At 55.4% G+C, this 23,440-nt stretch carries 23 protein-coding genes; 1 reads left to right on the forward strand and 22 read right to left on the reverse strand.

Going from position 1 to position 23,440, the window contains the following annotated elements; translation table 11 throughout:
* The first annotated feature begins 73 nt into the window (after positions 1-73).
* Positions 74-1,036 (forward strand): bifunctional GNAT family N-acetyltransferase/nucleoside diphosphate kinase regulator, encoded by a 963-nt coding sequence (locus BKD70_RS02310; RefSeq protein ID WP_047279022.1) that lies wholly within the window; start codon positions 74-76, stop codon positions 1,034-1,036.
* A gap of 175 nt (positions 1,037-1,211) precedes the next feature.
* Here BKD70_RS02310 and glmS read toward each other — a convergent pair whose 3' ends face one another.
* From glmS to rpmH, 22 genes are all read right to left on the reverse strand, one after another.
* A complete protein-coding gene (gene glmS / locus BKD70_RS02315) occupies positions 1,212-3,047 on the reverse strand; it encodes a glutamine--fructose-6-phosphate transaminase (isomerizing) (protein ID WP_047279020.1) in 1,836 nt (611 codons plus the stop codon).
* A 9-nt stretch (positions 3,048-3,056) separates the two neighbouring features.
* The gene (locus BKD70_RS02320; protein ID WP_047279019.1) at positions 3,057-3,824 is read right to left on the reverse strand and encodes a DeoR/GlpR family DNA-binding transcription regulator; all 768 of its coding nucleotides are present in this window, start codon (positions 3,822-3,824) and stop codon (positions 3,057-3,059) included.
* 268 nt (positions 3,825-4,092) lie between these two features.
* Positions 4,093-5,460 carry a bifunctional UDP-N-acetylglucosamine diphosphorylase/glucosamine-1-phosphate N-acetyltransferase GlmU gene (gene glmU, locus BKD70_RS02325; RefSeq protein WP_047279017.1) on the reverse strand — a complete coding sequence of 456 codons (1,368 nt, stop codon included), beginning with the start codon at positions 5,458-5,460 and terminating at the stop codon, positions 4,093-4,095.
* Between the two features lie 114 nt (positions 5,461-5,574).
* Positions 5,575-6,000: a F0F1 ATP synthase subunit epsilon gene (locus tag BKD70_RS02330; RefSeq protein ID WP_047279015.1), complete on the reverse strand. Its 426-nt coding sequence runs from the start codon at positions 5,998-6,000 to the stop codon at positions 5,575-5,577.
* A gap of 45 nt (positions 6,001-6,045) precedes the next feature.
* Positions 6,046-7,422 carry a F0F1 ATP synthase subunit beta gene (gene atpD / locus BKD70_RS02335; protein WP_047279012.1) on the reverse strand — a complete coding sequence of 459 codons (1,377 nt, stop codon included), beginning with the start codon at positions 7,420-7,422 and terminating at the stop codon, positions 6,046-6,048.
* Between the two features lie 27 nt (positions 7,423-7,449).
* Positions 7,450-8,310 (reverse strand): F0F1 ATP synthase subunit gamma, encoded by an 861-nt coding sequence (gene atpG / locus BKD70_RS02340; protein WP_019409117.1) that lies wholly within the window; start codon positions 8,308-8,310, stop codon positions 7,450-7,452.
* A gap of 50 nt (positions 8,311-8,360) precedes the next feature.
* Entirely contained in the window at positions 8,361-9,905 is a 1,545-nt protein-coding gene (atpA, locus tag BKD70_RS02345) for a F0F1 ATP synthase subunit alpha (RefSeq protein ID WP_047279010.1), read from the reverse strand.
* 21 nt (positions 9,906-9,926) lie between these two features.
* Positions 9,927-10,463 (reverse strand): F0F1 ATP synthase subunit delta, encoded by a 537-nt coding sequence (locus BKD70_RS02350; RefSeq protein WP_047279008.1) that lies wholly within the window; start codon positions 10,461-10,463, stop codon positions 9,927-9,929.
* Between the two features lie 12 nt (positions 10,464-10,475).
* Positions 10,476-10,946 carry a F0F1 ATP synthase subunit B gene (locus BKD70_RS02355; RefSeq protein ID WP_047279006.1) on the reverse strand — a complete coding sequence of 157 codons (471 nt, stop codon included), beginning with the start codon at positions 10,944-10,946 and terminating at the stop codon, positions 10,476-10,478.
* A gap of 57 nt (positions 10,947-11,003) precedes the next feature.
* Positions 11,004-11,261 (reverse strand): F0F1 ATP synthase subunit C, encoded by a 258-nt coding sequence (atpE, locus tag BKD70_RS02360; RefSeq protein ID WP_002555987.1) that lies wholly within the window; start codon positions 11,259-11,261, stop codon positions 11,004-11,006.
* A 120-nt stretch (positions 11,262-11,381) separates the two neighbouring features.
* Positions 11,382-12,251 carry a F0F1 ATP synthase subunit A gene (gene atpB / locus BKD70_RS02365; RefSeq protein ID WP_047279004.1) on the reverse strand — a complete coding sequence of 290 codons (870 nt, stop codon included), beginning with the start codon at positions 12,249-12,251 and terminating at the stop codon, positions 11,382-11,384.
* 16 nt (positions 12,252-12,267) lie between these two features.
* Complete coding sequence (locus BKD70_RS02370) at positions 12,268-12,675, reverse strand: F0F1 ATP synthase subunit I (protein WP_003437994.1); 408 nt, start codon at positions 12,673-12,675, stop codon at positions 12,268-12,270.
* 147 nt (positions 12,676-12,822) lie between these two features.
* The gene (locus tag BKD70_RS02375) at positions 12,823-13,695 is read right to left on the reverse strand and encodes a ParB/RepB/Spo0J family partition protein (RefSeq protein WP_047279001.1); all 873 of its coding nucleotides are present in this window, start codon (positions 13,693-13,695) and stop codon (positions 12,823-12,825) included.
* A 9-nt stretch (positions 13,696-13,704) separates the two neighbouring features.
* The gene (locus BKD70_RS02380; RefSeq protein ID WP_047278999.1) at positions 13,705-14,496 is read right to left on the reverse strand and encodes a ParA family protein; all 792 of its coding nucleotides are present in this window, start codon (positions 14,494-14,496) and stop codon (positions 13,705-13,707) included.
* Positions 14,497-14,514: 18 nt separating this feature from the next.
* The gene (rsmG, locus tag BKD70_RS02385) at positions 14,515-15,159 is read right to left on the reverse strand and encodes a 16S rRNA (guanine(527)-N(7))-methyltransferase RsmG (RefSeq protein ID WP_047278997.1); all 645 of its coding nucleotides are present in this window, start codon (positions 15,157-15,159) and stop codon (positions 14,515-14,517) included.
* The gene (gene mnmG, locus BKD70_RS02390) at positions 15,156-17,048 is read right to left on the reverse strand and encodes a tRNA uridine-5-carboxymethylaminomethyl(34) synthesis enzyme MnmG (RefSeq protein WP_047279218.1); all 1,893 of its coding nucleotides are present in this window, start codon (positions 17,046-17,048) and stop codon (positions 15,156-15,158) included. Before mnmG ends, rsmG begins: the two co-directional genes overlap by 4 nt.
* 490 nt (positions 17,049-17,538) lie before the next feature.
* Complete coding sequence (locus BKD70_RS02395; protein WP_047278994.1) at positions 17,539-19,155, reverse strand: ABC-F family ATP-binding cassette domain-containing protein; 1,617 nt, start codon at positions 19,153-19,155, stop codon at positions 17,539-17,541.
* 205 nt (positions 19,156-19,360) lie between these two features.
* A complete protein-coding gene (gene mnmE / locus BKD70_RS02400; protein ID WP_047278993.1) occupies positions 19,361-20,728 on the reverse strand; it encodes a tRNA uridine-5-carboxymethylaminomethyl(34) synthesis GTPase MnmE in 1,368 nt (455 codons plus the stop codon).
* Positions 20,729-20,809: 81 nt separating this feature from the next.
* The gene (gene yidC / locus BKD70_RS02405) at positions 20,810-22,495 is read right to left on the reverse strand and encodes a membrane protein insertase YidC (protein ID WP_047278991.1); all 1,686 of its coding nucleotides are present in this window, start codon (positions 22,493-22,495) and stop codon (positions 20,810-20,812) included.
* 2 nt (positions 22,496-22,497) lie between these two features.
* Positions 22,498-22,743, reverse strand: a complete 246-nt coding sequence (gene yidD, locus BKD70_RS24045) for a membrane protein insertion efficiency factor YidD (RefSeq protein WP_048402126.1) — start codon at positions 22,741-22,743, stop codon at positions 22,498-22,500.
* Positions 22,736-23,137, reverse strand: coding sequence for a ribonuclease P protein component (rnpA, locus tag BKD70_RS02410; RefSeq protein WP_202969404.1), 402 nt, complete (start codon positions 23,135-23,137; stop codon positions 22,736-22,738). Before rnpA ends, yidD begins: the two co-directional genes overlap by 8 nt.
* 16 nt (positions 23,138-23,153) lie before the next feature.
* Positions 23,154-23,288: a 50S ribosomal protein L34 gene (gene rpmH / locus BKD70_RS24050; RefSeq protein ID WP_003213577.1), complete on the reverse strand. Its 135-nt coding sequence runs from the start codon at positions 23,286-23,288 to the stop codon at positions 23,154-23,156.
* Between the last annotated feature and the right edge of the window lie 152 nt (positions 23,289-23,440).

Genomic DNA, 23,440 nt, shown 5'->3' on the forward strand with positions numbered 1-23,440 from the left:
TGCTCACGTTCTTAGATCGATTCGGCATTACTCACGATATGTCTTAACATAGCCGGTTGCCGAAAGAACCAGCATGGTCATCGCCATGACAGGCTTTCATCCTTTACAAATACGTGTGGTGAAGATGAACAAGCCTTTCATTTCGCTGTGCCCTGAAGTAACTCGGGCGCACGCGCTGACGTTGATGGATTGGTTGGAAGATGAACGTGTCACCTGCTACCTGAGCGATTCGCGTGATGTCTCACGCACCCTCGAACACGCGATCGACCGGACTCAATTGCCGATCCTGACCCACCTGTTCAACCGGGGCGGCCGATTTTTTATGGCCTATGACCGGTATGACGACCCGGTGGGCTTTGTCCGATTAATCAAGACCGGCTCTGAGTGCGAGATCGTTCTGGCCATTGGAGACAGCGAAAAATGGGGCCGAAACCTCGGCGCCCGCACGATCCGCGAGGGCATGAAAATGGCCTTCCTCGACATGCGAGCCAAGAAGCTCATCGCCAAGATTCATCCGGATAACGCGCGTTCACTCAAAGCCTTTCTGCGCAGCGGCTTTAAGCTTGAGAGCGAAACGCCGACCTTGAAGTCGTTCTCCATGACAGCGGGACGTTATCTTAAGTTATTGCGCGAAGGGGCCGTTGACGACGCCACCCGGATCTACATCACTGAAATCGACAAGGCCAGGCTCGAGAGTCTAATCGCGCTGGAACAAGGCCCAGTTGTTGTGGAACTCGAACATGAGTTAGAGCGCGCGGTTGTCGTCAACCCGCAGCAGGTGGCGAGCAATGTCGTCACGATGAACTCCAGGGCCTTGCTGCAGCTGGATGGCGAAGAGATGGAAGTGGCCTTGGTCTACCCTGAAGACGCGGACAGCGACGCAGGCAAATATTCCGTGTCATCCGACATCGGCGCCGCGATTCTGGGTTATCAAGAGGGGGACGCCATCAACTGGCGAATTTCAGATCGCACGCGCCGCATTGAGATCAGGAAAGTGCTGTACCAGCCGGAGGCTGCGGGCGACTTCCACCTTTAATGGCGTTGTTCACTGAGTGTTTGTCTATCCGTTGCGAGGATCCCCCGAAGAACGGGGGTCACGCTTTACGGGCCTGAGCGGCCCGTTGGGAAAGGCAGGAGGCGGCAAGGCAGACCTGCCGACTCCTGCGACAATTTTAATTGTCTAATACCAACGACTTTTATCGTCGGGGCACTTATTCAACAGTGACGGATTTCGCCAAGTTGCGCGGCTGGTCGACGTCCGTTCCTTTGAGCACAGCGACGTAGTACGACAACAATTGCAACGGGATGGTGTAGAGGATGGGCGCCAGTACGTCATGGATGTGCGGCATGTTAATCACATGCGTGCCTTCCCCATTAGTCATGGCCGCTTGTTCATCCGCGAAAACAATTAACTCGCCACCGCGTGCACGTACTTCCTGCAAGTTGGATTTCAACTTTTCCAGCAATTCGTTATTCGGCGCGACGGTCACTACCGGCATGTCGTTATCCACCAGCGCGAGCGGTCCATGTTTCAACTCACCGGCCGGATAGGCTTCTGCGTGGATATATGAAATTTCCTTCAGCTTGAGTGCACCTTCCATCGCCACCGGGAACTGAGCACCGCGACCCAGGAACAGGGTGTGATGTTTGTCAGCGAACAACTCCGCGACTTTTTCGACGGTCGCATCCATCGCCAGTGCTTCTCCCAGACGGGCAGGCAAGCGACGCAGTTCTTCTACCAGTTGGGCTTCAACCCCCTCCTCCAACGTCCCGCGTACTTGCCCCAACGACAGCGTCAGTAGCAACAGCCCCACCAGTTGGGTGGTGAAGGCTTTGGTGGAAGCCACACCAATTTCTCGACCCGCCTGGGTCAGCAGCGTCAGGTCAGACTCACGTACTAGCGAGCTGATGCCAACGTTACAAATGGCCAGACTGCCCAGGAAGCCCAGCTCTTTAGCGTTGCGCAGAGCGGCCAACGTGTCAGCGGTCTCGCCCGATTGCGAGATGGAAACGAACAAGGTGTCTGGCTGGACCACCACTTTGCGATAACGGAATTCACTGGCCACTTCGACCTGGCAAGGAATGCCTGCCAAAGACTCCAGCCAGTAACGCGCAACCATGCCAGCGTGGTAGCTGGTGCCACAGGCGACGATCTGAACATTGCGGACCTTGGCAAACAGTTCGGCCGCGTGTGGACCAAAAGCCTGGACCAAGACGTGGTCTTGACCCAAGCGGTTTTCCAACGTGCGTTGAACGACCGAAGGCTGCTCGTGAATTTCCTTGAGCATGTAGTGACGAAACTCGCCTTTGTCGGCTGCTTCGGCGCCGTCGCTGTACTGCACGGTTTCACGCTGAACGCTGTGGCCGTTCACATCCCAGATCTGAACGCTGTCGCGGCGGATCTCAGCGATGTCGCCTTCTTCCAGGTACATGAACCGGTCAGTGACCTGGCGCAGGGCCAGTTGATCAGAGGCCAGGAAGTTTTCCCCCAGACCCAGGCCAATCACCAGTGGGCTGCCGCTGCGAGCAGCAACCAGACGGTCCGGTTGTTTGGCACTGATAACTGCCAAACCATAAGCCCCGTGCAACTCTTTGACGGTCGCTTTGAGGGCCGCCGTCAGGTCGTTGTTATCTTTGAGCTTATGGTTAAGCAGGTGTGCGATGACTTCAGTGTCAGTGTCCGAGGTAAATACGTAGCCCAGTCCCTTGAGTTGTTCGCGCAGGGCTTCATGATTTTCGATGATGCCGTTGTGCACGACTGCCAGATCGGAGCCCGAAAAGTGCGGATGCGCATTGCGCTCGCAGGGAGCGCCGTGTGTAGCCCAGCGGGTGTGAGCGATACCTAGACGCCCCACCAACGGTTCGCCGGCCAGCGCTTGTTCAAGCTCTGCCACTTTGCCGTTGCGACGCATGCGCTCCAGCGTGCCGTTGTTCGTGAAAACAGCGACACCGGCACTGTCATACCCGCGGTATTCAAGACGCTTCAGGCCTTCGAGCAGAATGGCCGTGATATTACGTTCAGCGACTGCGCCAACAATTCCACACATAACGTTCTCCTAACTAAGTGCCGCGCATAACAAGGTTATGCCTCGGGCCTGAATCTGTTCGCGCGCTTCTTGAGGCAAGCGATCATCAGTAATAAGGGTATGGACGCTGCTCCAGGGCAGTTCCAGATTGGGTATTTTGCGACCGATTTTGTCGGCCTCCACCATCACGATCACTTCGCGCGCGACGTCTGCCATGACCCGGCTCAGCCCCAACAATTCGTTGAACGTGGTGGTGCCGCGCTGCAAGTCGATGCCGTCAGCGCCAATGAACAATTGATCAAAGTCGTACGATCGCAGCACCTGTTCGGCCACCTGGCCCTGAAAAGATTCCGAATGCGGGTCCCAGGTTCCACCTGTCATGAGCAACACCGGCTCGTGTTCCAGTTCACTCAAGGCATTGGCGACATGAAGTGAATTGGTCATGACCACCAGGCCCGGCTGCAACCCGAGTTGAGGAATCATGGCAGCCGTGGTGCTGCCACTGTCGATGATGATGCGCGCATGTTCTTTGAGCAGATTGACGGCCGCCCGGGCAATGGCTTGCTTATACAGTGACACCGGTTGCGTCGGGTCTATCACTAACTCTTGCGGCAAGGTGATAGCCCCGCCGTAACGGCGCAAAAGCAGCCCATTACTTTCGAGGGCGGCTAAATCCTTGCGAATCGTAACCTCTGAAGTTTCGAAGCGTTTGGCCAGCTCATCCACACTGACTTCGCCTTGCTCATTGAGCAGGCCAAGGATGTTGTGTCTACGCTGTGGAGTATTGCGCTTTGACATAAACGCCTTAAGTTTCGTTTCGAAAGATAACGAAAGCAATGAGACCTGATCTCGAATTCGACGTCAACGGAATTTTTGAGGTTTTTGCTGTGCATAACTCTTCAAATCCTGATAACCAGAGGTGATTCAGGATCGTTCGGTATGAATAAAAAAAGCCCTTATCCACAGCCAGAGGATAAGGGCTTTTATAACTCATTGATTATTAAGCAATTTGTAAAAATAGAAATTTACCCACATTGCTCGCATTTAGCGTGTGGATAACACTGCTTTACGCCTTTGGCTGCTTAACCGGGCGCTTCCAACCTTCGATGTTGCGCTGCCGTGCCCGACCAACGGCAAGGTGTTCAGCCGGGACGTTTTGATTGATGGTCGAACCGGCGGCCGTGGTTGCTCCGTCTAAGATATCCACAGGCGCTACCAGTGAGTTATTGGAACCAATAAAGACATCAGCGCCCAGCACGGTTTTCCACTTGTTGGCGCCATCGTAATTGCACGTAATGGTGCCAGCACCAATGTTGGTGCGTGCGCCAACCTCGGCATCCCCAAGGTAGGTCAGATGGCCGCATTTGGCGTCTTCACCCAGATGGGCGTTTTTCAATTCGACGAAGTTACCCACATGGGCCCGGGCATCGAGCACGCTGCCTGGACGCAGGCGCGCAAAGGGGCCGGCATCACTGCCCTCGCCCATCACCGCACCATCGAGATGGCTGTTGGCTTTGACCACGACGCCTTTACGCAAGACGCTGTCTTTGATCACGCAATTGGGCCCAATGACCACATCGTCTTCGATGACCACGCGACCTTCGAGGATAACGTTGATGTCGATGAGCACATCACGTCCCACGGTTACGTCACCTCGAACATCGAAGCGTGCCGGGTCGCGCAGGGTGACCCCCAACGCCATTAAACGACGCGCTTCACGTTGCTGATAATGACGTTCCAGCTCCGCCAGCTGCTTACGATCATTGGCGCCCTGCACTTCCATCGCGTCGTGCGGTTGTTCCGTGGCGACGATCAAGCCATCGTTCACGGCCATGGCAATCACGTCAGTCAGGTAATACTCACCTTGCGCGTTGTTATTGGACAACCGGCTCATCCAGTCACCCAGACGGCTGGCCGGAACGGCGAGGATGCCGGTATTGCCTTCAGTAATGGTGCGCTCGGCTTCAGTTGCATCCTTGTGCTCAACAATCGCACTCACCTTGCCGGCTGCGTCACGCACGATGCGGCCGTACCCGGTTGGATCATCCAGGTTGACGGTGAGCAAGCCCAACTGTTGCGGCGTAACGTGCTCGAGCAACCGCTGCAACGTGTCGACTTCAATCAACGGTACGTCGCCGTACAAGATCAGGACATTTTCTGCCGTCAAAAAGGGTAGCGCTTGGGCCACTGCGTGACCGGTGCCCAATTGCTGGTCTTGCAGCACAAAGTTCAAATCGTCCGCGGCGAGGCGCTCGCGGACCTTGTCCGCCCCATGACCGATAACGACATGAATCCCGTTTGGCTTCAGTTGGCGGGCGCTGTGGATAACATGACCCAGCATGGAGTTGCCGGCCACCGGGTGCAGAACCTTGGGCAAGGCCGAACGCATGCGGGTGCCCTGACCTGCGGCGAGAATTACGATATCGAGAGACATGACTGGCTACCAATCCTGGGTGGTCAGCGGATGCGACCAAAAGTATTTCGCGGAAAAAGAAAAAGGGTAGCCGAGGCTACCCTTTTTAATCAATCACACAATGAAGCAGGCAGCTTAGCCGCCGAACTTCTTGCGGATCTGCTGGACGGTGCGCAGCTGAGCTGCGGCCTCGGCCAGTCGTGCAGCCGCAGCTCCGTAATCGAAGTCTGCGCCTTTTTCGTTCAGGGCCTTCTCGGCAGCCTTGACGGCTTCCTGAGCGGAGGCTTCATCCAGGTCGGCAGCACGTTGCACGGTGTCGGCAAGCACCTTGACCATGTTCGGCTGAACCTCGAGGTAACCACCGGAGATGTAAAACACCTCGGCTTCCCCACCCTGTTTGATCAGGCGGATCGGACCTGGCTTGAGTTCAGTGATCAGCGGAGCGTGACCCAGAGCGATACCAAGATCCCCCAGGCTGCCGTGCGCAATCACCATCTCAACCAGACCGGAAAAGATTTCTCCTTCCGCGCTGACGATATCGCAATGGACTGTCATAGCCATCTGATTGCCTCAACCTAAATTAGCGCCCGTTGCCGGGCGCCGGGATTACAGTTTCTTGGCTTTCTCGATCGCTTCTTCGATGCCGCCGACCATGTAGAACGCTTGTTCTGGCAGGTGGTCGTAGTCACCGTTGAGGATGCCTTTGAAGCCAGCAATGGTGTCTTTCAGGGAAACGTATTTACCCGAAGCGCCAGTGAAGACTTCAGCCACGAAGAACGGCTGAGACAAGAAACGCTGGATCTTACGAGCACGGGATACCAACTGCTTGTCGGTTTCCGACAGCTCGTCCATACCCAGGATCGCAATGATGTCCTTCAGTTCTTTGTAACGCTGCAATACGTACTGAACGCCACGAGCGGTGTCGTAGTGTTCCTGGCCGATGACGTTCGGATCCAGCTGGCGCGAAGTGGAGTCCAGTGGATCAACCGCCGGGTAGATACCCAGGGAGGCGATGTCACGGGACAGTACAACGGTCGCGTCCAAGTGGGCAAACGTGGTTGCAGGCGACGGGTCAGTCAAGTCATCCGCAGGTACGTATACCGCCTGGATGGAGGTGATCGAACCGCTTTTGGTCGAAGTGATACGCTCTTGCAGAGTACCCATCTCTTCGGCCAGGGTCGGCTGGTAACCTACTGCGGAAGGCATACGGCCCAGCAGTGCGGATACTTCAGTACCGGCCAGGGTGTAACGGTAGATGTTGTCAACGAACAACAGTACGTCGTTACCTTCGTCACGGAACTTCTCGGCCATGGTCAGGCCGGTCAGTGCTACGCGCAGACGGTTACCCGGCGGCTCGTTCATCTGACCGTAAACCAGTGCCACTTTGTCCAGTACGCTGGAATCCTTCATCTCGTGGTAGAAGTCGTTACCCTCACGAGTACGCTCACCCACACCAGCGAACACGGAGTAACCGCTGTGTTCCATGGCGATGTTACGGATCAGTTCCATCATGTTTACGGTTTTGCCTACACCGGCACCACCGAACAGACCCACCTTACCGCCTTTTGCAAACGGGCAAACCAGGTCGATAACCTTGATGCCTGTTTCCAGCAGATCGTTGCCGCCAGCTTGTTCAGCGAAGGACGGTGCAGGACGGTGAATGCCCCAACGCTCTTCGGTGTCAATCGGGCCAGCTTCGTCGATCGGGTTGCCCAGTACGTCCATGATCCGGCCCAATGTCGCTTTACCGACCGGTACGGAGATGGCTGCGCCAGTGTCGATGACGTCCAGACCGCGCTTCAAGCCTTCGGTGGAACCCATCGCAATGGTACGAACAACGCCGTCGCCCAGCTGTTGCTGAACTTCCAGAGTTGTTTCCGCGCCTTGTACTTTCAGCGCGTTATAGATGCTCGGTACGTTTTCGCGTGGAAATTCCACGTCGATCACGGCGCCGATGATTTGAACGATACGTCCGCTACTCATAGCTGGATCCTCTGAATATTTGAACCGTTAAACCGCGGCAGCGCCGCCGACGATTTCCGAGATCTCTTGGGTGATCGCAGCCTGACGCGCCTTGTTGTAGATCAGCTGCAAATCGCTGATCAAATCACCGGCGTTGTCAGTGGCGTTCTTCATTGCGATCATCCGCGCAGCTTGTTCAGCTGCACTGTTCTCGACCACCGCCTGGTATACCTGCGATTCCACGTAACGCACCATCAAGCCGTCAAGCAGCTCTTTGGCGTCTGGTTCGTAGAGGTAGTCCCAGTGGTGCTTGAGTTCTTGATCCGGGGTCGCCACCAGTGGAATCAATTGCTCCACAGTCGGCTGTTGCGTCATGGTGTTGATGAACTTGTTGGACACCACGGACAGGCGATCAATACGGCCTTCCAGGTAAGCATCCAGCATCACCTTAACGCTGCCGATCAAATCATTGATCGACGGTTCTTCACCCAGATGGCTGATGGCAGCGACGACGTTACCGCCGAAGTTACGGAAAAAAGCCGCACCCTTGCTGCCGACCACGCACAGATCAATCTCGGCGCCGTTTTCGCGGTTTACCGCCATGTCCTTGACCAAAGCCTTGAACAGGTTGGTATTCAAACCACCGCACAAACCACGGTCACTGCTCACTACAACATAACCAACACGCTTAACAGGGCGGTCGATCATGAAAGGGTGGCGGTATTCCGGGTTGGCGTTGGCCAAATGCCCAATAACCTGGCGGATGCGCTCCGCATAAGGACGGCTAGCAGCCATGCGCATTTGTGCCTTGCGCATTTTGCTGACCGCCACTTTTTCCATGGCGCTGGTAATTTTTTGCGTGCTTTTGATGCTCGCAATCTTACTGCGAATCTCTTTTGCGCCTGCCATGTAACACCTATCAGGTTAGCAAGCGGGAGCCTTGCGGCTCCCGCTGCGGCTTACCAGGTTTGGGTGGCCTTGAACTTCTCGATACCGGCTTTCATGCCAGCGTCGATGTCGTCATTGAAGTCACCCTTCACGTTGATCTTCGCCATCAAATCGGCGTGATCGCGGTTGAAGTAAGCAATCAGCGCTTGTTCAAAGCTGCCGACCTTGGTGATTTCGACGTCAGTCAGGAACCCACGCTCAGCGGCATACAGCGACAGCGCCATGTCAGCGATCGACATTGGTGCATATTGCTTCTGCTTCATCAGCTCGGTAACGCGCTGACCATGCTCAAGTTGCTTACGGGTCGCTTCGTCCAGGTCAGAAGCGAACTGGGCGAATGCCGCCAGTTCACGGTACTGAGCCAGAGCGGTACGGATACCACCGGACAGCTTCTTGATGATCTTGGTCTGAGCGGCACCACCCACACGGGATACCGAAACACCGGCGTTCACTGCAGGACGGATGCCCGAGTTGAACATGGCCGATTCCAGGAAGATCTGACCGTCAGTGATGGAAATCACGTTGGTCGGAACGAACGCGGAAACGTCGCCAGCTTGTGTTTCGATGATCGGCAGTGCGGTCAGGGAACCGGTTTTGCCGGTCACTGCGCCGTTGGTGAACTTCTCTACGTATTCTTCCGAAACGCGGGATGCGCGCTCCAGCAGACGGGAGTGGAGATAGAACACGTCGCCTGGGTAAGCTTCACGGCCTGGTGGACGGCGCAGCAGCAGGGAAATCTGGCGGTAAGCCACTGCTTGCTTGGACAGATCGTCATAAACGATCAGCGCGTCTTCACCGCGGTCGCGGAAGTATTCGCCCATGGTGCAACCGGAGTACGGTGCCAGGAACTGCAGCGCTGCGGATTCGGAAGCACTGGCAGCCACGACGATGGTGTTAGCCAGCGCGCCGTTTTCTTCCAGCTTGCGAACCACGTTGGCGATGGTCGATTGCTTCTGACCGATCGCTACGTATACACAGAAAATGCCGCTGTCTTTCTGGTTGATGATCGCGTCGATCGCCAGAGCGGTTTTACCGATCTGACGGTCACCGATGATCAGCTCACGCTGGCCACGGCCGACAGGAATCATGGCATCGACAGCCTTGTAGCCAGTCTGTACAGGCTGGTCTACCGACTTACGCCAGATCACGCCTGGAGCAACTTTCTCGACCGCATCGGTCTCGGTGTTGTTCAGCGGACCTTTGCCGTCAACTGGGTTACCCAGTGCGTCGACAACGCGACCCAGCAGTTCCTTACCAACCGGAACTTCCAGAATGCGGCCGGTGCACTTGGCGCTCATGCCTTCAGCCAGAGTCGTGTATGCGCCCAGTACTACGGCACCTACAGAGTCTTGCTCAAGGTTAAGCGCCATGCCGAAGACGCTGCCCGGAAACTCGATCATTTCGCCGTACATTACGTCGGCCAGACCGTGAATCCGCACAATGCCGTCAGATACGCTGACGACAGTGCCTTCGTTGCGGGCTTGAGAGGTCACATCGAGCTTTTCGATGCGGCCCTTGATAATTTCACTTATTTCGGAAGGATTGAGTTGCTGCATTGCTCTGCTGCCCCTTCAAACTCAAGATTTCAATGCTTCGGCAAGGTTTGCGAGTTTCCCGCGAACCGAGCCATCGATAACCAGGTCGCCGGCGCGAATGATGACACCACCTATCAGGCTGGCATCCTCCGCAACTTGCAGGCGCACTTCCCGGTCGAGTCGTGCACTGAGAACCTTGGCGAGTTTGTCTTGCTGTTCTTGGTTCAATGCAAAAGCACTGGTCACTTCAACGTCTACCGATTTCTCTTGTTCGGCCTTGTACAGGTCAAACAGAGCGGCGATCTCCGGCAATAGCGGGAGACGGTCGTTTTCGGCAACGACATGGATGAAGTTCTGTGCTTCTACAGTGAACTTGTCGCCGCACACATCAATAAATGTGGCGGCCTTTTCTGCGCTCGTCAGTCGCGGGGCCTTGAGCACGCGCTGCATAGTGTCGTCTTGCGACACTGCTGCAGCCAGGCCGAGCATGGCTGACCAAGAGGCCAGTTGCTGGTGGGCCTGGGCGTGCTCGAAGGCTGCCTTAGCGTAAGGTCGGGCCAACGTGGTCAATTCTGCCATGATCGCCCTCGCTTAAATTTCAGCAGCCAGTTTATTAACCAGCTCCGCGTGCGCGTTTTGATCGATTGTGGCACCCAGGATCTTCTCAGCACCTTCAACAGCCAAGCCACCCAATTGGGTACGCAGGGCGTCTTTGACGCTGTTCAGTTCCTGTTCGATCTCGGCCTGAGCCTGAGCCTTCACACGGTCAGCTTCAACGCGAGCCTGTTCACGGGCTTCGTCTACGATCTGAGTACCGCGTTTCTTGGCTTGCTCAATGATTTCAGCTGCTTGAGCCTTAGCTTCGCGCAGTTGCTGACCCGCTTTATCTTGGGCCAACTCCAGGTCGCGAGCTGCTCGGTTAGCAGCGTCCAGTCCAGCCGCAATCTTCTTCTGACGTTCTTGCAATGCCGCGATGACCGGAGGCCACACGAACTTCATGCAAAACAGTACAAAAATGAAGAACGCAACGGACTGGCCAATCAGGGTTGCATTAATGTTCACGCCAACACCTCGCTCGTTCGTTGTCCATCACTCTAATCAACTCGAAAATTCGAGTGATTAGCCAGCGAGTTGACCAACGAAGGGATTAGCGAAGGTGAAGAACAGTGCGATACCAACACCGATCATGGTTACGGCGTCGAGCAGACCGGCAACGATGAACATTTTAACTTGCAGCATTGGAACCATTTCTGGTTGACGCGCAGCGCCTTCCAGGAACTTGCCGCCCAACAGGCCGAAACCAATTGCAGTACCCAGTGCGCCCAGGCCGATCAACAGTGCAACAGCGATAGCGGTTAGACCAACTACAGTTTCCATCTTTCCTCCCGACTTTTACGTCGTATGGTTTAGGTTTTTAGATTAAAGCGGTAAAACAAAATCATTTTGCGACACCCTCTCACCGAAGCGAGAGGGGCACCAGGCTCGCCGAAACGGACCTTAGTGGTTCTCTTCGTGCGCCATCGACAAGTAAACGATGGTCAACATCATGAAGATGAACGCTTGCAAGGTGATGATCAGGATGTGGAATACAGCCCACGCCCATTGCAGCACCACGCCCAGACCGCTAAGCCAAAGCAGGCCGCTGCCGAACATTACGGCGATCAGGATAAACACCAGCTCGCCAGCGTACATGTTGCCGAACAGACGCAGTGCCAGCGAGATTGGCTTGGCAATCAACGTCACGAATTCGAGCAGGAAGTTCACCGGAATCAGCAGCGCCTGAACAAAAATGTTCTTGCTGCCAAACGGGTGCAGGGTCAGTTCGCCGATGAAGCCGCCGATGCCCTTGATCTTGATGCTGTAGAAGATGATCAGCGCGAATACCGACAGGGCCATGCCCAGGGTAGCGTTCGGATCAGTCGTTGGTACGGCACGGAACGGGAAGTGCTCATCGCCAGTGATCAGGATGGCCAACTGAGGAATCCAGTCCACCGGGATCAAGTCGATGGCGTTCATCAGGAACACCCACACGAAAATGGTCAGCGCCAGCGGAGCAATTACAGCGCTGCGGCCGTGGAAACTGTCTTTGACGCTGCCATCAACGAATTCCACCAGCACTTCTACGAAGTTCTGCAGTGCGCCTGGTTGACCGGAAGTTGCCTTCTTGGCCGCCATGCGGAAAACGAGGATAAAGATCAGGCCTACAAACAGCGACCAGCCGAGTGTATCGACGTGGAATGCCCAAAAGCCCATTTCTTTAGCTTCTGCAACGGTGTGAGCAAAGCCCCAGCCGCCATCAGGTAGCTGCCCGAAGGTCAGGTTCTGTAAGTGGTGCTGGATATAGCCCGAAGCGGTTGTTTCTGCCATGGTTGCCTCAAACGCCCTAAGGTCTCGAAAGTGTTGTTCTCATTAGCAGGGGAGCGAACCAGCTGACCAGTTGGGTCAGCACGAAGACGCCAAATACTGCTAACGGCGCCAATGGCTTCACACCTGCAAACGTCAGCGCGAACAGCACTGCCGTCAAAATTAATTTGCCCGCCTCGCCGGCGTAAAACGACCGCACGATGGCTTGCGCTGCTCGAGCGCCGGAAAACCGGAAAGCTCTGTGAGCAAAATACACATTGGGTAGCAAAGCAATCAGGCCTCCGCAGAGTCCCGAATATCCGGCGACGACTCCATGCCATTGCCAGAGCCCCAGAGCAGCCAGCAATAAAACGACAAATTGAGCCAGTAAAACCGGAAAAACCGCCAGGCGATGGAACGGCAAGCGGTTTGGCGTGCGTGTTTCCATCACATCTGCTCCTCAAAGGTCGGCTGCCAAAAGTAATAACTTGGCATAATTTGTGCCGACAAAATGCGCGCAGAGTATAGGGGCGCTTAATCCCCTATTCAACTGTCAGGTAGTGATTTCCGACTGCGCGCTACACGAGGAATTGTTTCAGCGGATGTGTGCAAGCACACCCTGGAGCTCATCCAGAGAATTGTAACCAATTACTAATTGGCCCTTTCCCTTCTTTCCGTGGCGGATCTGCACCGCAGAGCCTAGGCGTTCAGCCAGTCGCTGTTCCAGACGCGCAATGTCCGGATCAGGTTTAACCGGTTCGGCAGGCTCCTGTTTGCCGCTCAACCACTGACGCACCAGCGCTTCGGTCTGACGTACGGTCAGTCCGCGTGCGACAACGTGTCGCGCCCCTTCAACCTGCTGAATTTCCGGCAAACCGAGCAACGCACGGGCATGACCCATTTCAAGGTCACCGTGCGACAGCATGGTTTTAATCACCTCAGGCAGGGAAATCAAACGCAACAAGTTAGCCACAGACACGCGGGACTTACCCACCGCATCAGCCACTTGTTGTTGAGTCAGTTGAAACTCTTGCTGCAAACGCTGCAAGGCAATGGCTTCTTCGATCGGATTGAGATCTTCGCGCTGAATGTTCTCGATCAATGCCATCGCGATGGCGGTTTCGTCCGGTACATCACGCACCATCGCCGGGATGGTCTCTTTGCCCGCCTGTTGGCTGGCACGCCAGCGACGTTCGCCCGCGATGATTTCAAAGCGGTTGCCATCAATCGGGCGCACCACGATCGGCTGCATCACGCCCTGGGATTTGATCGAGTTGGCAAGTTCTTCGAGGGCTTGCGGGTCCATGTCACGGCGCGGTTGATATTTACCGCGCTGGATCAGGTCCAGTGGCAAATGCTGCAATTCACTCTGATCAACCTTGACCGCTTGTTCTTCCAGCGAGCTGACCGTAGGACCACTGAGCAGTGCATCCAGTCCGCGTCCTAGACCTCGTTTCTTGACGGCCATGGGATTTCCTTAAGTTGGCTGAACAGGGCGGGAGCTACGACGTTGACGACGAACCAACTCGCCCGCCAGGGCCAGGTAAGCAATCGCGCCACGGGAATTTTTGTCATACGCCAGCGCCGGCATTCCGTAACTCGGAGCCTCGGCCAAACGAATGTTGCGCGGGATCACCGTGTCATAGAGCTGACCGCCGAAATGCTCTTTGAGCTGGGCAGATACATCGTTCATGAGGCTCAGGCGCGGATCGTACATGGTGCGCAGCAGGCCCTCGACCTTCAGGTTAGGGTTCAGCAGTTCTGCGATGCGCTTGATGTTATCCACAAGGTCGCTCAACCCTTCCAGCGCAAAGTATTCGCACTGCATGGGGATAATTACGCCATCGGCAGCCACCAGCGCGTTCAAGGTCAGCATCGACAGTGACGGGGGGCAATCGATCAGGATGTAATCGTAACTTTCTCGAACCGGTGCCAACGCTGTACGCAGACGGCTTTCTTTCATCTGCATCTCAAGCAGCACGACTTCCGCCGCGGTGAGATCCCGGTTGGCCGGCAGCAACTGGTAACCACCGTGCTCGGAATAGTGCATGGCCTGGGCCAAATCGCACTCACCGATCAACAGGTCGTATACCGAATTTTCAAGACCATGCTTATCCACACCGCTACCCATGGTGGCGTTGCCTTGTGGATCAAGGTCGATCAACAACACCCGACGCTTGGTAGCGACCAGCGATGCCGCGAGGTTGATACAGGTGGTGGTCTTACCCACACCACCCTTTTGGTTCGCTATTGCGAATACCTTAGCCATTCTTGCGTGCGTTCCCAATCATGCCGTGCGGCGCAGTATCAGCAGATGGCGTTGGCCTTGGCAACCCGGTACGGTCAAGGCGTGTTCGCTATCTAGACGAAAATCAGTGGGCAATGCTACCAGCTCATCAGCAGGATGAACGCCCTTCATGGCCAACCAGCGTGTTTCGCTGGCGCCCAGATGGCGAGTCCAATGAGTGAAGTTCTCCATGCTGCTGAAAGCTCTGGACACAATGCCATTGAACGGCAGCTCAGGTTGATATTCTTCAACCCGACTGTGGATAACCTGAAGATTGCCCAGCTGAAGCTCAAGTTTCACTTGGATCAGAAAACGGGTTTTCTTGCCGTTGCTGTCCAGACACGTGACTTGGGAGTCCGGGAACAAAATCGCCAGAGGGATGCCGGGCATGCCGCCTCCGCTGCCGACGTCCAGCCAACGGCCGTTTTCGATGAAAGACATCACGCTCAGGCTGTCGAGCAAATGGCGCGACACCATCTCGTCAGGGTTACGCACAGCCGTGAGGTTGTAAGCCTTGTTCCATTTGATCAACAGGGCCAGATAACCCAGCAGTTGCTGATGCTGGGTTTCGGTCAGATTGACGCCCAGCAGGCGTGCACCTGTGGATAACTCTTCGGCATGTTGTGCAGTGACCAGCGAACTCAAGCGTTTAGCTCCAACGTGCGGCCTGCGCCGCGTTTTTTCAGGTGAATCATCAACAGGGAAATCGCAGCCGGAGTGACGCCGGGAATCCGCGAAGCCTGACCCAGTGTTTCGGGGCGTGTGGCACCCAGCTTGCTCTGGATCTCTTTCGACAGACCGGAGATGGTCGTGTAATCGATATCCACAGGCAATTTGGTATTTTCACTGGCCCGCAGCCGGGCTATTTCATCCTGTTGGCGATCAATGTAGCCCGCGTATTTGGTTTTGATTTCAACTTGCTCAGCAACCAGCGGGTCAATAGCGCCCTGCCCAGTCACTTCAACCAAACCGGCGTAGTCGATCTCAGGACGGGTCAGCAAATTCAGCAAGTTGTACTCATGGGTAAGCGGCGTACCGAATTTGGCAGCAATGGCGTCGCCTTGTTCCGTGCCTGGACGAACCCAAGTGCTTTTCAAGCGCTGTTCTTCGCGCTCAATGCTTTCGCGCTTGTCGCAAAAAGCTGCCCAACGAGCGTCATCGACCAGCCCTAACTCACGGCCTTTCTCAGTCAAGCGCATGTCGGCGTTGTCTTCACGCAGGATCAAACGGTATTCCGCCCGGGAGGTAAACATCCGGTACGGTTCCTGAGTGCCCAAGGTGATCAGGTCATCGACCAAGACGCCGATGTAGGCTTCATCGCGACGCGGGCACCAGCTTTCTTTGCCTTGTGCGAGCAACGCGGCGTTGGTTCCCGCCAATAAACCCTGGGCGCCGGCTTCTTCGTAACCGGTAGTACCGTTGATTTGACCGGCGAAGAACAAACCGCCGATCACTTTGGTTTCAAGGCTGTATTTCAGGTCTCGCGGATCGAAATAGTCGTACTCGATGGCATAACCCGGACGCACGATGTGGGCGTTTTCCATACCGCGAATCGATTGCACGATCTGAATTTGCACATCGAACGGCAAGGAAGTGGAAATCCCGTTCGGGTACAGCTCGTGGGTGGTCAAGCCTTCCGGTTCGATGAAGACCTGATGGCTTTCTTTGTCGGCAAAGCGATGGATCTTGTCTTCGATGGAGGGGCAATAACGCGGCCCGATACCTTCGATCACCCCCGAATACATCGGTGAACGATCAAGGTTGGCGGCAATGATTTCGTGAGTCCGCGCGTTGGTATGGGTAATCCAGCAACTGACCTGCGCCGGGTGCTGTTCCTTGTTGCCCATGAACGACATCACCGGAATCGGCGTATCCCCAGGCTGTTCGGTCATGACCGAAAAATCGACAGAGCGGCCATCGATACGCGGCGGCGTGCCGGTTTTCAAGCGTCCCACCCGCAAAGGCAACTCACGCAGGCGTTGAGCCAAGGCGATAGACGGCGGATCACCCGCGCGTCCGCCCGAATAGTTCTGCATACCGATGTGGATAAGTCCGCCCAGGAATGTGCCGGTGGTCAACACCACGGCATCGGCCATGAAACGCAGACCCATTTGGGTCACAACGCCACGTACCTGATCCTGTTCAACGATCAAATCATCAGCGGCCTGTTGAAATATCCACAGGTTGGGCTGGTTTTCGAGGATTTCACGTACTGCGGCCTTGTACAGGATGCGGTCCGCCTGAGCACGTGTTGCCCGCACCGCAGGACCTTTGCGGCCATTGAGTACGCGGAACTGGATACCGCCTTTATCGGTAGCCGTCGCCATCGCGCCGCCGAGGGCGTCGATTTCTTTAACCAGATGACTTTTGCCGATCCCGCCGATTGCAGGATTGCAGCTCATTTGCCCGAGGGTTTCCACGTTGTGGGTCAGCAACAGGGTTTTTACGCCCATGCGCGCTGAAGCAAGTGCAGCCTCGGTTCCGGCGTGACCGCCGCCGATGACGATCACTGCAAAACGGGAAGGGAAATTCACCACGCACCTCGTGCCTGTTTCTAGGGAGTTTTGGATAGACCGCGAAGTATAGGGACTTCGCCCTTCTTAAAGAACCCTTTGCACAAAATTTAACCAGCTGTGGATAAGGCAAGATAGAAAAATAAATAAAGAAGAAATTTATTAAAGCTTTGTTTTTATGTTTATTTCTATGCAGCTACTTTTCTGTGGATAGATCTTTGAAGGCCTTATTTTACGTACTGTACAGAGAATCAAAAGTCTGTGGTCATGTGGCCATGAGGGGATGGGATAAGTGCCGTAAGCCTGTGGATATTACAGTGGCTTATCCACAGGCGAGGTTATCTTCAGTTTTGAACCCTACTTACCCACCGAGCTGTGGCCCAGTTATACACAGGGCTTAATCCACAGAAAATAGCCATTCTTCTGTCTTTCAGGCAGCAGAAAACCGTCTGTCCCCATCAGAGTCAGACGATTTTTGAATGCAAGGTCGGGTTTGGTGATGAAGGGGTTATCAAGACTGTGCGATTTGCCAGCCGTTAGCGATGCGCTTCAGCGTGTGAGTGACCTCTGACGCACGGATAAAGTGGTGGTCATGTGAGGCGATCACCAAGGTGCCCGTGTAGTGCTTGAGCATGACTTCCAACGCCTGGATGGAAGCCAAATCCAGATGGTTGGTGGGTTCATCGAGCAATAACAGCGATACGGGCTGAGCCCTGTAAAACACACATGCCATGGCTGCTTTTAAACGCTCCCCCCCACTGAGTTGCGCACATGGAAGGTGGATTTGGTGTGCGCCCAGACCCAGCTGCGCCAGCCATGTGCGCAACTCCCCTTGGTGGATGGCAGGGTTAAGGGATTGCAGCTGCTCAAGGCTGGAACGCCGTGGCGACAGGCATGACAGAGTCTGGTCAAGGTAAGCGGTGTGTACAAACCTTGTGCATACCCCCGAAATCAAGGGCAAATGCCCCGCCAGCACCTTCAACAAGGTCGACTTGCCGCAACCGTTAGGCCCGGATACGGCTATTCGTTGCCCGCGAGTCAACATCAGGTTGAGGGGATCTTCATCGGCCGCTGCAAAAGGCAAGCGCGCCTCGATCAATTCGGCACTGCGCACAGGAGCATTTGAACGTGTTTTGGCCGGCTGGATAAAGATGCTGTGAGGTTCTTCCACCCCTAACGCGGCTGTCTTCACCTCCGTGGCCAACGTTTGATGGGTTGCGTCTTGCTGCTTAAGCACCTTGCCGTGGGTTAGCTGGCTTCTTTGTTTCTGTCGACCCAACAGGATGTTTGCCTGGTTGGAGTCACTGGCCTGTTTTTGACCCCGGGCCTGTTTGCGTTCGAGATTTTCTCGTTGCGCACGCAATGCCTGTGCTTCACGTTTTTGATCAACCTTGGCCCGCTCCAACCTCTGCTGAGCACGCTTTTGTTGTAAATCCTTGGCCTGTGCATAACTCGAATAGCCGCCGCTGTAGCGAATTAGCCCCTGGGACGATAACTCGATAATGCACTGCATGGACTCCAGTAAAACGCGGTCATGACTGATGACCAGCACCGCTGTTGGCCATTTATCGAGCTGCTCGCTCAACAGCTGTCGGTGACAGGCATCCAGATGATTGGTCGGTTCATCAAGAATCAACAGATCCGCTTTAGACGCAAACGCCCCTAGTAGAGCCACCCGCATGGCTTCGCCGCCACTCAGTGAGGCGACTGGCGTGTTCAGTGTGAGGTGTGACAAGCGCGCGTTGGCCAACGCATTCAGCAGGTGTTCACGCAGCATCCACTGATCACCGATGAGGTCGAGATCAAGCGGTGAGTAATGGCCCTGCTCCATGCGTTCCAGCGCTTGGACCACTGGTTTGACGCGCAACAGATCCGCGACTGTGCAACCAGGTTCTTCAGTCATGTACTGACTCAGGTAGTACACAGAGCCTGCTCGCAGGCAGCGCCCGGTTGTGGGCAAGATGGCCCCGGCGATCAAGCGGGCCAACAGACTTTTCCCCACACCATTGCGCCCCACCAGCGCCATGCGCGGTTGGTCCAGCTGTAGGTCAAGTTGCGAGAAGAGTGGTCTGCCATCGGGCAGATGTAACGAAACGCCTTCAAGCGTCACATAGGTGGCGTGAGTCATATGTACTCCAAAGATGCGCAGAACGGCCCCTGCCAGGAGGGGAACAAGAACTGGCCGCTAACATCGCGGCGGCATCAATGGCGCATTGGACTAATACCTCTGTAGGAATGCAAAAACTCTAGCAGTTGAAAAGGCATAAGGATGCCTTTTATTGAGTCGGTTCAACGGCGGCTGCGTGAGTTGACTGACACAGCCGCTATCCGCATCACTTGCCGATACAGAAACTGGAGAAAATCCGGCCCAGCAGGTCATCTGAACTGAATGCGCCTGTGATCTCTCCCAATGCGTGTTGGGCCTGTCGCAAGTCTTCAGCCAGCAGTTCCCCGGCGCCGGCCAGGGTCAGTTGTGCCCGACCATGCTCCAACGCAGCACTGGCATGCCCCAGGGCCTCAAGGTGCCTCCGACGGGCGCTGAAACTGCTCTCCGAGGTTTGTTCGTACCCCATGCAGGCTTTCAGATGCTCACGCAATAAATCCAGACCTTCAGTGGAACGTGCGCTCAGGCTGATGGTGACATGGCCATCTTCGCTGACTTCCAGTGCAATGGCTTCCCCCGTCAGGTCGGCTTTATTACGAATCAGCGTGACCTTCGACGGATCGGGACGCTGTTCCAAAAACTCTGGCCACAGTGCAAACGGATCATCGGCTTCCGGAGCCGTCGCATCGACGACCAGCAACACGCGGTCGGCTTCACCAATGGCTTTGAGGGCACGCTGCACACCGATTCTCTCAACGTGATCTTCGGTATCGCGCAAACCCGCCGTGTCCACCACGTGCAGCGGCATGCCATCAATGTGGATATGTTCGCGCAACACATCGCGTGTCGTGCCGGCAATTTCAGTCACGATGGCCGCCTCACGCCCTGCGAGGGCATTGAGCAGGCTGGATTTGCCCGCGTTTGGCCGCCCCGCAATCACAACCGTCATCCCGTCGCGCAGCAAGGCACCCTGCCCGGCTTCGCGCTGAACGGTGGATAACTCGTCGCGAACCTTGTCCAGCATGCCAAGGACATGACCATCGGCCAGAAAATCGATTTCTTCTTCCGGAAAATCAATCGCGGCCTCAACGTAAATCCGCAGACTGATGAGTTGCTCGGTCAAGTTATGCACACGCTGCGAAAACGCGCCCTGCAACGATCGCAGTGCATTGCGCGCGGCCTGTGCAGAACTCGCCTCGATCAGGTCGGCTATGGCTTCGGCCTGGGCCAAGTCGAGTTTGTCATTCAAAAAAGCGCGTTCGCTGAATTCCCCCGGACGGGCCAGCCGACAGCCCAGCTCAATGCAGCGTTGCAAAAGCATATCGAGCACGACAGGCCCGCCATGTCCCTGCAATTCCAGGACGTCTTCGCCTGTGAATGAGTTGGGCCCCGGGAAGTACAGGGCAATACCTTCATCCAGCACTTCGCGGTTTGCACCATAAAACGGCCCGTAATGGGCATAACGCGGTTTGAGCTCGCGTGCACTGAACGCTTGTGCAGCCTTGCTCGCGAGCGGACCGGAAATGCGCACGATCCCCACACCACCTCGCCCTTGGGCGGTTGCCACAGCGGCAATGGTTTCAGCCGGAACACTCATAAAACGGGCCTCGAAAACAAAAGTGTCAGATAGCAAAACGCCCCACTAGGGGGCGTTTTGAGTGGTGCTTACCAGAGTAAGTTACTCGGCGACTTTTTTGGTAGCCGCTTCGACTTTACGCGTGATGTACCACTGTTGAGCGATGGACAGGCAGTTGTTCACAACCCAGTACAGCACCAGACCAGCCGGGAACCACAGGAAGAAGAAGGTGAAGATGATCGGCATCAACTTCATCACCTTGGCCTGCATCGGGTCCGGAGGTGTCGGGTTCAGACGCTGCTGGATGAACATGGTTGCGCCCATGATGATCGGCAGAATGAAGAACGGGTCTTTGATCGACAGGTCGGTAATCCAGAGCATGAACGGCGCCTGGCGCATTTCAACACTTTCCAGAAGTACCCAGTACAAGGACAGGAAGACAGGCATCTGCACCAGAATCGGCAAGCAGCCGCCCAGTGGATTGATCTTCTCTTTCTTGTACAGCTCCATCATTGCTTGCGACATTTTCTGACGGTCATCACCGAACTGCTCTTTCAGAGCGGCCAGTTTTGGCGCCACAGCGCGCATGCGAGCCATCGACTTGTAGCTGGCGGCCGACAGCGGGAAGAAGATCCCTTTGATCAGCATGGTCAGGAAGATGATCGACCAACCCCAGTTACCCACGATGCTGTGGATATGTTGCAGCAGCCAGAAAATTGGCTGGGCAATGAACCACAGGATGCCGTAGTCGACTGTCAGTTCCAGACCTGGGGATAACTCTTTGAGTACACCCTGGCTCTTTGGACCTGCATACAGGGTGGCGCTGGTTTCAGCGGTTTTACCCGGTTCAACGGTCAACGTCGGGCCAGTGAAACCGATGATGTAGTTGCCCTGGTTGTCTTTGCGGGTCTGAACGACGTTGTTATCGCCTTTCTGAGGAATCCACGCCGTTACAAAGTAGTGCTGCAGCCAGGCGACCCAACCACCTTCAACGGTCTCTTTAAGCTGACCCTTGTCGATGTCTTTCATCGACACTTTTTTGTACGGTTCTGCACTTGTCCACAGGGCAGCGCCCAGGTAAGTAGCAGTACCGGTCGCAGTGCTGGACGAAGGATCGGAGCTGGCGTCACGTTTCAATTGCGCGAACAGGTTACCGTTCCACGGCTTGCCGCTCTCGTTATCAATCAGATAAGTGACTTGTACATCGTAAAGGCCACGCTTGAGCGTGAAACGTTTGATGTAGTTGACGCCGTTTTCGCTGAATTTGAGATCAACAACCAATTGATCCTGGCCTGGGGCCAGCTCATAGGTTTTTTTCTCGGTGCTGAAAACCGGGCGACCGGTAGAACGTGCATCCGGGCCATCCTTGCCTGTCAGGCCGCTTTGCGCCAGATAGGTACGCTCGTTGCCGTTATCGAACAACTGGAATGGAACATCCGGGTGGTCCTGACGGCGCGGGTACAGTGGCAAACGCAATTGGGCAATGTCGCCGCCCTGTGGATCAATTGCGATGTCCAGTACGTCAGTCTTTACGTGGATCAAGTCTTTGCTAGCAGCAACCGGTGTTTCGGTCGGCGTGCTGGTATCAGCCGTGGCGCTAGGGACATCAGCACTGTTGGAAGCGTTGTTACCTGGAACCGTGTCGGGCAAAGCCGGCGCGGTGGTACTGCTGGCGGCAACATTCTGAGTCGGCAGAGCAGCCTGACCATAGTCCTGGTTCCATTTGAGAACCATAACGTAGGACACGACTGCCAGGGCGACGATCAGGATCGTGCGTTTAATATCCATGATTACTCGGCCATCGAAGAAGAACGGGAGGTAGGGATAGGTGGAACCGGGTCATAACCACCGGGATTCCACGGGTGACAGCGACCTAAACGACGAAAGGTCAGCCAGCCGCCGCGAAGAACGCCATGATTTTCGATGGCTTCCAACGCGTAGCAGGAACAACTGGGGTAGAAACGGCAGTGGCTGGCCATCAAAGGACTAATGGCATAACGATAAAACTGGATCGGAACGAGTGCCAGTTTACGCATCAGGACTGCCTACCCCTACAGTTTCGGAGTTAACCGCTGGAACTGGCGAATTACGCGCCAGGCGCTTCCAGAGTTTGCCGAAATGCTGAATCAATTCGGGGTTCTCTACGTCACCCAAACCTTTGCGCGCGACGATAACGATATCCCAACCGACCAGTGAATCCTGGTGGAGACGAAACGATTCACGCATCAAACGCTTAAGGCGATTGCGCTGAACGGAGAGCTTTACGCTCTTTTTACCGATCACTAACCCCAAGCGGGGGTGATCGAGACCGTTGCTGCGCGCAAGGAGCAGGAGATTTTTCCCCGGTACCTTGCCGGTGGGGGAGTCAAAGACTGCCTTGAAATGCCGGGGAGTGAGTAACCGCTTTTCCCGACTGAAGTCCTGACTCACCACCATTGTCTGATTATCAAACTGCCAGACGCGCACGGCCTTTGGCGCGGCGACGCGACAGGACGGCACGGCCGTTTTTAGTAGCCATGCGTGCACGGAAACCGTGAGTGCGGGCGCGTTTGATAGTGCTTGGTTGGAAAGTACGTTTCATGTCGTGCTACCTGGTTCGTCCACAACGGGCCGGAATGGCCCCCGTTTTAAGAGACCGGCGATTCTAGAGAATGCAAGCCAATAGGTCAATTTCCAACCAACCTTTCCTGGTAAATAGATGTGGGCTTTTTTACACAGCGCTCTCACGGCGTA

Source organism: Pseudomonas sp. BS-2016, from assembly GCF_001806145.1.
GTDB lineage: Bacteria > Pseudomonadota > Gammaproteobacteria > Pseudomonadales > Pseudomonadaceae > Aquipseudomonas > Aquipseudomonas lundensis.

Bases quoted from the DNA above. Each gene is read 5' to 3' on its own strand.
- BKD70_RS02310 (WP_047279022.1), top strand. From the start codon at position 74: ATGGTCATCGCCATGACAGGCTTTCATCCTTTACAAATACGTGTGGTG.
- glmS (WP_047279020.1), bottom strand. From the start codon at position 3,047: ATGTGTGGAATTGTTGGCGCAGTCGCTGAACGTAATATCACGGCCATT.
- BKD70_RS02320 (WP_047279019.1), bottom strand. From the start codon at position 3,824: ATGTCAAAGCGCAATACTCCACAGCGTAGACACAACATCCTTGGCCTG.
- glmU (WP_047279017.1), bottom strand. From the start codon at position 5,460: ATGTCTCTCGATATCGTAATTCTCGCCGCAGGTCAGGGCACCCGCATG.
- BKD70_RS02330 (WP_047279015.1), bottom strand. From the start codon at position 6,000: ATGGCTATGACAGTCCATTGCGATATCGTCAGCGCGGAAGGAGAAATC.
- atpD (WP_047279012.1), bottom strand. From the start codon at position 7,422: ATGAGTAGCGGACGTATCGTTCAAATCATCGGCGCCGTGATCGACGTG.
- atpG (WP_019409117.1), bottom strand. From the start codon at position 8,310: ATGGCAGGCGCAAAAGAGATTCGCAGTAAGATTGCGAGCATCAAAAGC.
- atpA (WP_047279010.1), bottom strand. From the start codon at position 9,905: ATGCAGCAACTCAATCCTTCCGAAATAAGTGAAATTATCAAGGGCCGC.
- BKD70_RS02350 (WP_047279008.1), bottom strand. From the start codon at position 10,463: ATGGCAGAATTGACCACGTTGGCCCGACCTTACGCTAAGGCAGCCTTC.
- atpE (WP_002555987.1), bottom strand. From the start codon at position 11,261: ATGGAAACTGTAGTTGGTCTAACCGCTATCGCTGTTGCACTGTTGATC.
- atpB (WP_047279004.1), bottom strand. From the start codon at position 12,251: ATGGCAGAAACAACCGCTTCGGGCTATATCCAGCACCACTTACAGAAC.
- BKD70_RS02370 (WP_003437994.1), bottom strand. From the start codon at position 12,675: ATGGAAACACGCACGCCAAACCGCTTGCCGTTCCATCGCCTGGCGGTT.
- BKD70_RS02375 (WP_047279001.1), bottom strand. From the start codon at position 13,695: ATGGCCGTCAAGAAACGAGGTCTAGGACGCGGACTGGATGCACTGCTC.
- BKD70_RS02380 (WP_047278999.1), bottom strand. From the start codon at position 14,496: ATGGCTAAGGTATTCGCAATAGCGAACCAAAAGGGTGGTGTGGGTAAG.
- BKD70_RS02395 (WP_047278994.1), bottom strand. From the start codon at position 19,155: ATGACTCACGCCACCTATGTGACGCTTGAAGGCGTTTCGTTACATCTG.
- mnmE (WP_047278993.1), bottom strand. From the start codon at position 20,728: ATGAGTGTTCCGGCTGAAACCATTGCCGCTGTGGCAACCGCCCAAGGG.
- yidC (WP_047278991.1), bottom strand. From the start codon at position 22,495: ATGGATATTAAACGCACGATCCTGATCGTCGCCCTGGCAGTCGTGTCC.
- yidD (WP_048402126.1), bottom strand. From the start codon at position 22,743: ATGCGTAAACTGGCACTCGTTCCGATCCAGTTTTATCGTTATGCCATT.
- rpmH (WP_003213577.1), bottom strand. From the start codon at position 23,288: ATGAAACGTACTTTCCAACCAAGCACTATCAAACGCGCCCGCACTCAC.